10 protein-coding genes are annotated in these 13,084 nt (G+C 47.7%); 4 read left to right on the top strand and 6 right to left on the bottom strand.

Features of this window, described 5'->3' with window-relative positions; genetic code table 11:
- Positions 1 to 44 precede the first annotated feature (44 nt).
- Both QUB64_RS13430 and QUB64_RS13435 read right to left on the bottom strand, forming a co-directional pair.
- The gene (locus QUB64_RS13430; RefSeq protein ID WP_333272727.1) at positions 45 to 680 is read right to left on the bottom strand and encodes a DUF2834 domain-containing protein; all 636 of its coding nucleotides are present in this window, start codon (positions 678 to 680) and stop codon (positions 45 to 47) included.
- Positions 681 to 813: 133 nt separating this feature from the next.
- A complete protein-coding gene (locus tag QUB64_RS13435) occupies positions 814 to 2,076 on the bottom strand; it encodes an FAD-dependent oxidoreductase (RefSeq protein WP_333272536.1) in 1,263 nt (420 codons plus the stop codon).
- Between the two features lie 276 nt (positions 2,077 to 2,352).
- Here QUB64_RS13435 and QUB64_RS13440 point away from each other — a divergent pair, with 276 nt between their 5' ends.
- From QUB64_RS13440 to QUB64_RS13455, 4 genes are all read left to right on the top strand, one after another.
- On the top strand, positions 2,353 to 3,669 hold the full coding sequence (locus tag QUB64_RS13440) for a glycoside hydrolase family 10 protein (protein ID WP_333272539.1): 1,317 nt from the start codon (positions 2,353 to 2,355) through the stop codon (positions 3,667 to 3,669).
- A 267-nt stretch (positions 3,670 to 3,936) separates the two neighbouring features.
- Entirely contained in the window at positions 3,937 to 4,917 is a 981-nt protein-coding gene (locus tag QUB64_RS13445; RefSeq protein ID WP_333272542.1) for an aldo/keto reductase, read from the top strand.
- Between the two features lie 420 nt (positions 4,918 to 5,337).
- The gene (locus tag QUB64_RS13450) at positions 5,338 to 6,237 is read left to right on the top strand and encodes a leucine-rich repeat domain-containing protein (protein ID WP_333272545.1); all 900 of its coding nucleotides are present in this window, start codon (positions 5,338 to 5,340) and stop codon (positions 6,235 to 6,237) included.
- Positions 6,238 to 6,680: 443 nt separating this feature from the next.
- Positions 6,681 to 8,225, top strand: coding sequence for a leucine-rich repeat domain-containing protein (locus tag QUB64_RS13455; RefSeq protein ID WP_333272547.1), 1,545 nt, complete (start codon positions 6,681 to 6,683; stop codon positions 8,223 to 8,225).
- Positions 8,226 to 8,611: 386 nt separating this feature from the next.
- Here QUB64_RS13455 and QUB64_RS13460 read toward each other — a convergent pair whose 3' ends face one another.
- From QUB64_RS13460 to QUB64_RS13475, 4 genes are all read right to left on the bottom strand, one after another.
- Complete coding sequence (locus tag QUB64_RS13460) at positions 8,612 to 9,826, bottom strand: M20 family metallopeptidase (RefSeq protein WP_333272551.1); 1,215 nt, start codon at positions 9,824 to 9,826, stop codon at positions 8,612 to 8,614.
- 62 nt (positions 9,827 to 9,888) lie between these two features.
- A complete protein-coding gene (locus QUB64_RS13465; protein WP_333272554.1) occupies positions 9,889 to 10,059 on the bottom strand; it encodes a hypothetical protein in 171 nt (56 codons plus the stop codon).
- A gap of 68 nt (positions 10,060 to 10,127) precedes the next feature.
- The gene (gene bioD, locus QUB64_RS13470; protein WP_333272730.1) at positions 10,128 to 10,835 is read right to left on the bottom strand and encodes a dethiobiotin synthase; all 708 of its coding nucleotides are present in this window, start codon (positions 10,833 to 10,835) and stop codon (positions 10,128 to 10,130) included.
- Between the two features lie 151 nt (positions 10,836 to 10,986).
- Complete coding sequence (locus QUB64_RS13475) at positions 10,987 to 12,744, bottom strand: serine/threonine-protein kinase (protein WP_333394084.1); 1,758 nt, start codon at positions 12,742 to 12,744, stop codon at positions 10,987 to 10,989.
- Between the last annotated feature and the right edge of the window lie 340 nt (positions 12,745 to 13,084).

A 13,084-nucleotide genomic window follows, 5' to 3' on the forward strand; every position in this document is an offset into this window, starting at 1 on the left:
TATTTTAATTCCTAGATTAAACCCAATATTCTCTGCACTGCTGTCTAATTGGTAACAATTTTAGGATTAGTTTCCGGCAGGGGTGGGCGCGCGCACAGATAAGCCAATGGCCCGAACAGCGGTACTAATGTTACCGCCCAAAATGCTGTAGAATTCTGCATTCCTCGGCGCGCCATATCGTCTGCTAACAACGCAGGAAATACGAGACAAAGCATACAAAAATCTAAACTCATGACGTGAATAAAGCGGCTGGTTTGCCACTGCTGAGCAAAATCCGACCAATCGCCTTTTGTCAAGCCAAAGGCAACTAAAGCAGCAGCGCCCAAAGTTAAGACAATGCCCGTAAAACGGGAATCTAATATTTTTAAGAATACATTCTTACTGCCAGAAAATTCTGGATTCGGTTCGCGCAGGGCTAAATAAGGTAGCAAGGCAAATGCGCCGACGCCAAAGGATAAAGTTGCAAAAATCCATGCTCGTATTTTCTGTCCTCTGCCGTCAGCAAATAAGACACAACTGTAGATCGACGGCCACACTCCCATGATGTTGAACAACGCTACAATTAAAGGGTTGATGCCTGCTATTTTGCCTGTGGAAAGGTTGGTAATTAGTTCGATAGTTTCTGGGCTGTCTGGCGGTGCAAATACAAAGGCGTAGGTGCTGAATGCAATCCAAAGCAGCCAAAATCAAATTTTTCTGAACATACTTATTTTTTTTTACTTCTGATATTACTATACCAATGTTAAGGGATTATTGATGTTTTTTAACCGCAGAGGGCGCAGAGTACACGGAGGAAGAGAAGGGGAGAGAGGATTAGATGTTAATTTGCTTTTTGGTATTGTTGGTTTTGGGCAGATTGGTAAAGTTTTTCATGAATTGGCGATCGATCCAATCTTTCCAGTACCACAATAGCGCTGATTCCCACATCCACGATCCGCGAGATGCGATCGCCCTTTTATTCCCAGTACCGATTAAGGCTAAATATTTTTCCTGCGGTGCAAAGGGTTTGAGGGGTTTGTCCAGTAAAAACTGCTGCAAATTTTCCCACAGCGGTTTGCCCTGACGCACCGCAAATACGCCTGCTTTAGGACGGGGATAATTAACCATCGTGGCGATGTCTCCAGCCCCAAATACGTTGGGGTGAGAGACTGATTGCAGGCAGTCGTTGACTTGCATAAAGCCGTTTGAGTCGATCGCTAAACCGGATTCCCCGATCCAATGGGCGGCGGATGCTTGTGTTACCCAAAAAATGCGATCGCACTCAACGCTCAAACCAGATTCACAGTATATTTGGTAATCGGTAATTGCTAATTGGGAATTGAGATCTCTCTCAATCTTTTTGACAGCACAGACTTTTTCATTTAAATGCAATTTAACGCCGCGATTCATGATAATTTCTTGTAGCCGTCGCCGCACCCGCTGATTGTGTCCAGACATCAATTGTGCCCCGCTATGAAACAAGTTAATTTCTAATCCCTCTTCCCCCTTAAACTTTCCAGTTTCCTTTAATATCCATCCGTTAAATCCGCTAAATCCCGTACATTGCTCGCTGCCGAACTTCGTCAAACGAGATTGCATATTCAATGCTAATTCTACGCCGCCCGCACCGCCGCCGACAATGGCAATCCGCAGCGGTTTTTCGGGATGATTTTGCCGAGCGGAAATTAACTGATTCCAGCTAGCTAAAAACTCCGGTACCGGTTTAGCTGGAATTGCATATTCTACCGCACCCGGCACAGAGAGAGTCGCGGGAGTGCTGCCGATATCCACAGAAAGCACGTCAAAGTTAACTGGAGCGAGAGTTTGACAAATAACTAAATTTTTGTTAAAGTCGATCGCGATCGCCCGATCGACCAATATTTGACACCCGGCAAATTCCGCGAGCGATCGCAAATCGATGTGACATTCATCATAATCGTAAAACCCAGCAACGTGCCCCGGCAACATCCCCGAATAAGGCGCGTACAGGACATCGCTAATTAGAGTCAAACGCACGGACGGCAGAGGTTTCATGCCGAACATTTTTAATACAATAGCATGACTGTGACCGCCGCCAATTAAGACTAAATCTTTCACAATTACAGATGTTAGATCGAAATGTTCTTTCCCCGATATTGTACAGCACTCGCATGGATTGGGCAGCACTGTTCGGTCAGGAGAGTTGGCAGCGCGTAATTAATGATTGCTCAGCACTTTGATAGAATGCTCTCACTTACGCCTGGTATCGCAGATTATATTTGGCTCAGTTGCGATCGCACATTCAGTACAAATGGCTGTAGACTGTAGAGCAACCAAATTTTATCACCAAATTATGCCGGGGTGTGTTTGATAGCTAACTCACCATTCAAAATTATGACATTACGCATCATTCCTCGCAGTTGGCAGCGATCGATTAAACGCCTGTTACCACTGCTGTTTGCGCTCTCATTCATTGTAGTATTGCTGGTCAATAACACGATCGGGGCGATCGCCCAGCAACCCCGCCAGGAAATTCGCGGAGTTTGGATGACGACAAACGACAAAGACATCCTCAGAGATCGCCGCAAACTCGGAGATGCGATCGGTCAATTAAAGCGATTAAATTTTAACACAATTTATCCCGTAGTCTGGAACTCTGGCTATGCAATGTATCCCAGCCCCGTCGCCCAACAAAGAGACATTCAACCCTTTGTTTACAGAGGGTTAGACGGACAAGATATGATTGCAGATTTAGTCAGTCAAGCTCACCGCCAAGGCTTGCTAGTAATTCCTTGGTTCGAGTTTGGTTTCATGACTCCTCCCACCTCAGAATTAGCCTTAAACAATCCCGATTGGCTAACCCAAAAACAAGACGGCAGCCAAACATCAAACGGCGCGGGCGGCGAAGTAGTTTGGCTCAATCCATTTCATCCAGAAGTGCAGAAATTCATTACCGAACTCGTACTAGAAATCACCACACAATACAACGCCGACGGCATTCAATTTGACGATCACATGAGTTTGCCATCGGAATTTGGCTATGACAAATATACAGTTGATTTGTATACCAAAGAAACAAAAAAAGCACCTCCAACAGATTCTCAAGATGCAGCATGGGTGAAGTGGCGAGCCAATAAAATCACGGCATTTATGTCGCAACTAAATCAAGCAGTCAAAGCAGAAAAACCCAATGCAATTTTCTCGATTTCTCCCAATTACTACGAGTTTGCTTACAAACATCACCTGCAAGATTGGCTGGCTTGGGTGCGTTTGGATATTGCAGACGAACTCATCGTGCAAGTGTACCGTCCCAATTTAGAATCATTTGTGGACAAAATTAGCCGTCCAGAAATGCGAGAAGCACAGCAAAAAATTCCCACCGGAGTAGGGATTATGACAGGTTTGAGAAATAGCCCAGTAGCGATGCAGCAAATTAAATCTCAGGTGCAAGCAGTCCAAGAATACGGCTTAGGCGCTGCTTTCTTTTACTATGAAAGCTTGTGGGAAAATGCACCAGAACCAATTGGCGATCGACTTTCTCAATTTAGTGCCTTCTTCCCATCTTCTGCATTCCGAACAGCCCTACAACTACCCAGACGCGCGGCAACTTTTCCTCCGCCGCCTCCACCCAAACCAGACCCCAAAGCCAAGCCCGATCGACCTACAAAAAACAGCCCGCCTTCGCCTTCACCAACCACATCGAAAAAGTAAAAATTGATGAGTCATCAGTTATTAGTGATTAGTCAAAAACCAATTGTCTCTCTGATTTGTATTCTAAGTCTAGAGCCCCCTAAATCCCCCGATCGAAGGGGGACTTTGAACAAAGTTACCCCCTTAACAATGGGGACTTTGAACAGAGTTACCCCTTAACAAGGAGGAATTTAACGGTCTAGTTCCCCCCTTCTTAAGGGGGGTTAGGGGGGATCGAGTTTTGTCCCTACAGAATATCTGTGTTACTAACAACTATCGCCACCAAAAATGCAAACCTACCAAAAAATTGTACTGCCAAAAATGGGCTGCGGCACATGGGCCTGGGGCAACCGACTGCTTTGGGGTTACGATGAAAGCATGGACGACGAATTGCAAGCCGCGTTCAATCTTTGCGTTAACAATGGTGTCACTTTATTTGATACAGGTGATTCCTACGGAACCGGGAAATTAAACGGACGCAGCGAGCAACTTTTAGGGCTGTTTTCCCAACAATATCAAGGTGCAAATCAAGACAATATTTGTATTGCGACAAAACTAGCTGCTTATCCTTGGCGACTGACTAGACAATCGATGATATCGGCTGGTAAATCCTCTGCGGCGCGCCTCGGAAAGAATGTGGATTTGGTGCAAATGCACTGGTCTACAGCTAATTACGCTCCTTGGCAAGAGGGGGCTCTTTTAGACGGTTTGACCGACCTTTACGAGCAAGGATTGGTCAAGGGAGTGGGTTTGTCTAATTACGGGCCGAAACGGCTGAAATGGGTGCATCAAAGATTTAGCTCGCGCCAAGTTCCAATTGTTACTTTACAAGTGCAATATTCGCTACTTTCCACCTATCCGGTGACAGAACTCGGGTTGAAAGATGTTTGCGATGAATTGGGGATAAAATTGATTGCTTACAGTCCTCTAGCCTTGGGTTTGCTGACGGGTAAATACTCGGAAAATGGCTATCTTCCTAAAGGTATCCGAGGTTTGGCGTGCAAGCAGATACTTCCGGGAATGCGATCGCTTTTGGAATGTTTGCGAGAAATAGCTGCATTCAGAAACAAGACTGTTTCGCAGGTAGCAATTAACTGGTGCATTTGCAAAGAAACTATTCCTATTCCGGGGGCGAAATCTGCGGCACAGGCGAGGGATAATATCGGTGCTTTGGGCTGGGAGTTAGACTCGGGCGAGATTGCAGAATTGGATAAGGCGGCGGCGAGTGTAGATAAGAAAATGGTGCAGAATATCTTTCAAACTCGGTAATATCTGAGATGTTGTACCATTCTTATGAACAGGCAAGATGCCTGTTCCACAAGACATGAATTTCTTGTGGGGTGGGCATCCTGCCTGCCCGTGAAAGGTTTATTGACAATGGTGCAAGATGTGAAGTTAAACTGATATATCCCACATTCCGCACCCCCAACTGGCACACTACGAATTTTGGTTATTCGATCGCTTGAGACTGCCGATCGTTGCCAGGAGATATCGGTACCTTTGTATAAAAAGAAACTTAATTTTCGCTCTAACTTCCGAAAAAACCGATTGTGACAGTCTCGGGTGCGGAATGTGGGTTCATCGACTCAAACGGCCAGCGCTGGTGGAAGTATCGCAATGAATGACCGCTCTCTTCTCCTGAGTGGTCGGGGCAACACAAGCAAAAGATGGCTTTATAACTCAAATCCAATGCCAGAAGAAGAACCTCAACCTCAACCTCAACCTACTGATGCTGTACTCGGTGGCATGGACGCACAACCGCGACCTTATGATGCGGTGCTGGGCGGAAAGATAAAGGACATGACGCCACAGGAAGCGGTGCGAAAAATTGAGCGAGTTATCAGCGAAAAATTGATGGGGCTGAATTTGTCGCGGCTGAATCTGAAAGAATTGCCACCGGAAATTGTCAAGTGTACGCATCTGACACGGCTTGACCTCAGCAGGAATCAGATTACCTCCATCCCAGATGCGCTCGGGCAACTGTCGAGTCTGACAGAACTTAACCTCAGTAGCAACCAGATTACCTCTATCCCAGATGCGCTCGGGCAACTGTCGAGTCTGAAAAAGCTTTACCTTGGTAACAATAAGATTACCTCCATCCCAGAAGCGCTTGGGCAACTGTCGAGTCTGACAGTGCTTTCCCTCAGTAACAATAAGATTACCTCCATCCCAGAGCCGCTTGGCCAACTGTCGAGTCTGACAAAGCTTTACCTCAATTACAATGAAATTATTTCCATACCAGAGACGTTCGGGCAACTGTCGAACCTGAAAGCCATTAACCTTAGCTGTAATCAGATTACCTCTATCCCAGAGACGCTCGGGCAACTGTCGAATCTGACACTGCTTAACCTCAGTAGCAACCAGATTACCTCCATCCCAGAAGCGCTTGGGCAAATGTCGAGTCTGAAAATGCTTAACCTCAACGGGAATCAGATTACCTCCATCCCAGAGACGTTCGCGCAACTGTTAAATCTGAAATGGCTTTCTCTCTATAAAAATCAAATTACCGAAATCCCAGAGGTAATTAGTGATATGGAAAACCTGGAAGAACTCAACTTATGGGGAAATCCGATCCCGACTCCTCCCTAAATCCTCCAAAACGAAAAATCCTACGAGCCAGGGGATTTGCGTACCATTCTTGACTTCTACTTCAAAACCCGCGCTCCCAACGATACCGAAGAACTTAACTAAGCTAAACTTTTGATTGTCAGCGAAGGCGAATCGGGAAATTTCAGTATCCTGATGAAGTTGTAGTGGTTTCCAGCCGTAGGCTGGGAAATAGAATTATCCCCGTCTAGCCGTAACACTTTTAAGCCCTGGGTCAAGATAGGGAGATATCATGATGAATCTGTGGCGCTTTTAAACCTTGGGCCGGGATATGCTCCTTCCTAGAACATATTTATTGCCAGATTAATTTTCGGGAAATGGCATTAGTGTGTTCTCTTTCTGCCGCATCCTGATTCCTATCGTTTTTTCAAATAGACTAAATTTAATTGTCACACTAAAATAAGTGCTACGGAGAGACAAAGGACATGACGCCAAAGGAAGCAAGGCGGCGAATTGACCAAGCAGCCGAGGAAAATTTGACGGAACTGGATTTGGCAGGGTTGGGATTAAAAAGAGTGCCGGAGCAGATTGGCAAGTGTACACAGCTTAAGACCCTGGTATTGGGGAAGTGGAATGAGGAAAAAATAAAATGCGTGGGAAATAAGCTAACTAAGTTTCCTGATGGTGTTCTTCAATTACCCAACTTGCAAAAGCTTGACCTTGCTTGCAATCAGATTACCTTCATCCCAAAAGCGATCGGGCAACTGTCGAATCTGACAGAGCTTGACATCAGGAGAAATAAGATTACGTCTATTTCAAAATATTTCGGGCAATTGTCCAATCTGAGAATACTTCACCTCAGTGACAATGAGCTTACCTCCATCCCAGAGTCGCTCGGCCAACTGTCTAATCTGACATGGCTTGCCCTCGATAACAATAAAATTGCCTCGATTCCAGAGGTGATCGGGCAATTGTCGAATCTGGAAATCCTTTCAATCAATAACAATGAGATTGACTCCATTCCAGAAGCGATCGGGCAACTGTCGAATCTGACATGGCTTTTTCTCAAGAACAATGAGATTGACTCCATTCCAGAAGCGATCGGGCAACTGTCCAATCTGAGATGGCTTGACCTCGATAACAATGAGATTGACTCCATTCCAGAGGATCTCGGGCAACTGTCCAATCTGAGATGGCTTTTACTCGATAACAATGAGATTGACTCCATTCCAGAGGATCTCGGGCAACTGTCCAGTCTGACATGGCTTTACCTCAATAACAATGAGATTACCTCCATTCCAGAGACGATCGGGCAACTTTCCAATCTGACAAATCTTGACCTCAGTGACAATCAAATTACCTCCATTCCAGAGTCTCTCGGGCAACTGTCGAATCTGACATGGCTTTTACTCGATAACAATAAGATTACCTCCATCCCAGAGGTGATCGGGCAACTGTCCAATTTGACAAGGCTTGACCTCAATGACAATCAAATTACCTCCATTCCAGAGGTGATCGGGCAACTGTCTAATCTGGGACAGCTTGGCCTCAGTGACAATCAAATTACCTCCATCCCAGAGGATCTCGGGCAACTGTCCAATCTGATAGAGCTTTACCTCAATGACAATCAAATTACCGAAATTCCCGAAGCGATTGGTGGCATAAGGAATCTGGAAGAACTAGAGTTGTGGGGTAATCCGATACCAATTCTGCTAGAAATACTAGACGACATCCAAGCCTTTGGATATCCTGACGATTTGCGTACCATTCTCAACGTCTACTTTCAAACCCGCAATCCCAACTATATCCAACCACGTAAAATTATAGAGATACCTTTTAACCTGGCTAACCTTCTCGCTACCCGTCCTTTAACGGCTGATAAATCTCAGTGGACTGAGGATGAGGATAGTGTGGTTTCATCCCTGCATATTTGCTGGATGCACGTAAAACACTGGGACTGGGGAACGGATGAGGACTGGGCGCTGTTAGAGCCACTATTTGACAATAACGGCGAATATCTCGGTGTCTAACCAAGCGTAACCATTACGACGCAAAATAAGACCCCTCACATTGTGTTTCGGTTTTTTACTTTTAGGTATCCAGAACGCGCTCATGAACCTCTTAAACCCACATTTCGCACCCGAGACTGTAACAATCGGTTTTTTCGGAAGTTAGAGCGAAAATTAAGTTTCTTTTTATACAAAGGTACCGATATCTCGTGGCAACGATCGGCAGTCTCAAGCGATCGAATAACCAAAATTCGTAGTGTGCCAGTTGGGGGTGCGGAATGTGGGATATATTGCACCATTTTCATGAACAGGCAAGATGCCTGTTCCACAAGACATGAATTTGCTTGTTCTAGATAAACTAAATTTTCTTGTGGGGTGGGCTTCTAGCCCGCCCCTGAAAGCCTGATTTACACCGCACAAAAATTTTCGACACACCGCACAAACATTTCTACACCCATCCCCAGCGCTGTTTCATCAAAATCAAAACGCGGGTGGTGGTGCGGGTAAGCCAAGTTTTTCTCAGGATTTGCCGCACCTAAAAAGAAATAGCAACCGGGGACTTCTTGCAAAAAGAACGACATATCCTCGCCGCCCATTGTTTGACATTCCGGCACTATTCCCGCAGGAGTTTCTACAACCGATTCTGCTACGCTGCGTACTAAGTCAGCCATGCTGGAATCGTTGATGACTGGTGGATAAATCGAAGAATAATCTAGTTGGTAATTGGCGCCGTGACTCTGACAAATTCCGGCAATTACTTGCTCGATTCGCTTAGAGAAATAACCTTGATATGTGGGATTGAAATAGCGCACTGTACCGCCGATTTGGGCGGTGTTGGCGATGACGTTGTGGGTGTGCCCTGCATGGAATTTGCCGACTGTGACTACCGCTGAGTCGATCGGGTCAATGTTCCGCGCGACAATTGCTTGTAGGGCGCTGACAATTTGGGCTGTAACGACGATCGCATCCACAGTCTGGTGCGGCATTCCACCGTGCCCGCCTTTGCCAAAAATCGTGCAGTCAAAAACTTCTACAGCCGCCATCAGCGCACCGCTGCGGACGCCTACAGTGCCTAAAGGTAGATTGTTCCACAAATGCAAGCCGACGATCGCCTCAACATCCGGATTCTGCAAAACTCCCGCTTCAATCATCGGTTTTGCGCCGCCCGGGCCTTCTTCGGCGGGCTGAAAGATGAATTTTACCTTACCCGAAAAGCTGTGTTTGTGCTTCGCCAGATAGCAGACAGTACCGAGGGCGATCGCAGTATGACCGTCGTGACCGCAAGCGTGCATAATACCATCATGCTGCGATCGATAATCCACCTCATTTTCCTCTTGAATCGGCAAAGCATCCATATCAGCCCGAATTGCCAAAACCCGCCCGGGTTTCCCGCTGTCGATAGTTGCGACAACACCCGTTTTAGCAATATTAGTTTGATGCTCAATTCCCCATTCCTGCAACTTTTGTGAGATAAACTGGGCTGTTAAATTCTCATCAAAACTCAACTCTGGCTTTTGGTGCAAGCGGCGCCGCCATTCCACTAGCTGAGGCTGCAAATTTCTAATTTCCAGCCGCAATTGAGATAAATCGACATCGGTTAAATTCGGTACAGTAGAAACCATGTTTTTTTTCCTTTTTAAAATTAGGTTTTACATCTAATCGGTTAATAAATGGTAATTATTAATTATAGCAATCCTTGCATGATTTGACGGGCGAGACGCCCATCCCACATTTTGATTGACGACGGGCGAGATGCCCATCCCACATTTTGATTGACGGGCGAGACGCCCATCCCACAACAAGAACCAAGCCAAAATTTAACGTTATTAATCAATGGCAATGCCCCATGCCCCATGCCCACCCTTCGACTTCGCGAGCGGGCAAGATGCCCCATGCCCCATGCCCAATTCCCAATTTAGATGATTATTTAGCAGTTTGGGCAACTAAGTTAACTCCCGGTAATAAGCGTTCTAAATCTAATTCTGAAGCTGATGCCGCTAACTTAGCAAGGTCATTTGGGTCGTCTAAATATGGCAAAGTACCCAACACAGGCATTTGAGTCAGAGACTGGATTAAATCGATCGGCGCCAAATCGGCAATTTCTTGTTCCGAACAAGCTTGAACGCAATTGAGGACAATGCCTCTAAGCTGAAAACCCGTGTGTCTGGCGAGGGCAACATTAGCTACAGCTTGCCCGATCGCACCCAACCTCACAGGTACCACCAAAACTCCCCTCAGCCGCCAATCCCGGGCAATATCCGCCACCGTCAGTTCCCGCGTTACAGGAGATCCCAGCCCTCCCAAAGCCTCGACCAGCACAAAATTCTTGCGCTCAGTAAGGCTTTGCAGCGCCGTCCAGACCTTTTCGAGTTCGATCTGTCTCCCTTCCCGTTCCGCTGCAACCGGCGGTGCTAAAGGCGCGCTAAAGTGCAGCGGATTGAGCTCTTCGGGGGATTGGTCGAGGCTAAATAAACGGGTGTAGAGTTCGCGATCGCCCGTTCCGGTTTGCAACAGCTTCATAATTCCTAAACTGCGATCGGGAAAATACATTTGCCAATAAGCAGCCAGAGCGCTGGTCAAAACAGTTTTGCCAGCGTCGGTATCAGTTCCAGCAATCAGCAGCGAGTTCATTGGGAAATAGCTAGTAAGTAATTGGCCAGTCGATTTGAGATTTGAGATTTGAGATTTACTCTCGCATTCAATGTGGGAGCTTGAACTTTTGTCTAAAATTTTGGGCTGGCTCATTGGCCTCCTACTTTAGTCTAGGGGAATTTGACTAGAACTAGGGTTCCGGCGAGGGTGCGGGAGTTGGTGCAGGTTCCGGCGAGGGTGCGGGAGTTGGTGCAGGTTCCGGCGAGGGTGCGGGAGTTGGTGCAGGTTCCGGCGAGGGTGCGGGAGTTGGTGCAGGTTCCGGCGAGGGCGAGGGTGCGGGCGTCGGTGACGGCGAGGGCGAGGGTGCGGGCGTCGGTTTGGGCGTCGGTTTGGGTGCGGGAGTCGGTGCGGGAGTCGGTTTGGGAGTCGGTTTGGGTGCGGGAGTCGGTTTGGGCGCGGGAGTCGGTTTGGGAGTCGGTTTGGGTGCGGGAGTCGGCGCGGGAGTCGGTTCTGGCGCTGGCGTCGGTTCTGGCGCTGGCGTTGGTTCCGGTGGTAGCGCTGGTTCCGGTGGTAGCGCTGGAGTTATTTCCGGCAAAGGTTCTGGGGATGGGCTTGGTGAAGGTTCTGGGGATGGGCTTGGTGAAGGTTCTGGGGATGGGCTTGGTGAAGGTTCTGGGGATGGGGTTGGTGAAGGTTCTGGGGATGGGGTTGGTGAAGGTTCTGGGGATGGGCTTGGTGAAGGTTCTGGGCTTGGTATCGGAGTCAGTCTCGGCGTCGGATTTATGACTGGTGGTGGCGCTGTCGGAGTGGGTTTGGGCGTCGGTTTGTTGAGAAATGAGCCTACTAAGGCCCAGGAACCGAAGCCTGTCAAGATTACTAAGCCTGTTAGCAGTCCGATCGCAGCAACGGGATTGTCCCAAAAAGAGCCGCCAGCAGGCTCAATTAGCGGGTCTGGCTGGTTTTGGTTTGGCGGCCCGGCACTTTGGGCGATCGGCTCGGGATCGGGCGGCAAAACCACGGCGACTGTTGCTACTAGCGAATTGTTTGACTGCACTACTGCTGGCGCGGGCGGTGCAGTTTGCCCCTTAGGGCTAGGGTTAGATGGAGGATTGGTTTTGCCGTCGAGTGCTTGGGCGACTTCGCTGACAGATTGATATCGATCGCCCGGAGAGCGATTTAACATCCGGTTGAGCACCAAAGCCAAACCCGCGCTTACCTCCACTTGCTGCTGCCAATTCCACAGCAGCGTTCTTTGATCGAGCAATTCCTGCGGTTCTTTGCCCGTCAGCAGCACGATCGCCGTTACAGCTAAAGCATACAGGTCGCTGCTGGCCGTGGCGCGCCCGCTTTGCAACTGTTCCATCGGCGCGTAGCCAATTTTACCTACAGTTGTCGCGTGGGCTGTGCCTTCGGGAGACTGGACTTTGGTGGCGAGTTCTTTCACCACTCCAAAGTCAATCAGTACCGGCAGTTGGTCGTTTTCCCTGCGGATGATATTTTCAGGCGAGATGTCGCGGTGGATGATGCTGCGGGCGTGGATGTGAGCCAGTACCGGCAGCATTTGCCGGATAAATACTAAGACTTCGGCTTCGCTGAAGGTGCCGCCTGTAGAAGTTCGATCGAGCAACAGTTCGCGGTAAGTCATCCCTTCCACGTAATCTTGCACTAAAAACAAACGTTGATTCTCTTCAAATATTGCTCGAAACTGAGGAATTTGCGGGTGGGCAATTTGGTAAAGTATAGCCGCCTCTCTTTGAAACAATTCCTTCGATTTTTCCAAAACGTAAGGCCCGCTTTGCATCGGAATCAATTCCTTCAAGGCGCAACGTTCTTTAAACCGCCCCAAATCTTCTACTAAATAAGTCCGGCCAAATCCCCCTTGACCTAAAATATTCACCAAGCGGTAGCGGTTTTGTAGGAGAGTTCCAATAGCAATAGGTGGCTGCATAAGTTTAAGTAGAAACTGTTAAATAATAGGCGAGCGCTCACTGACATAGACTGCTACGTCTTTAAGGCTTCAGAGCATACTTCACTGTCTCTCGTTCCCAGTCCCGACCAAAGTTAGCATTTTACATTTTTTTGAGCAACTTTCAGAAATCGGGTTTTTTTGCAGGTCAAGCAGGGACAACCTGGAACTCAATGTAGGGGCAAACCCCCCGTGGTTGCTCTGCGGACGGTGTTTTGGGGTCGATCGCAAAGGGGAAACCCCAGGAGATTTGCTGCTAGATTCTTCCTGATGACTGCTGTCACAGGCCAACTGTCACAGGTCACAGGTCAACTACCAACTC

This window comes from Microcoleus sp. Aus8_D2 (genome assembly GCF_036702665.1).
In the GTDB taxonomy this organism is placed as follows: domain Bacteria; phylum Cyanobacteriota; class Cyanobacteriia; order Cyanobacteriales; family Microcoleaceae; genus Microcoleus.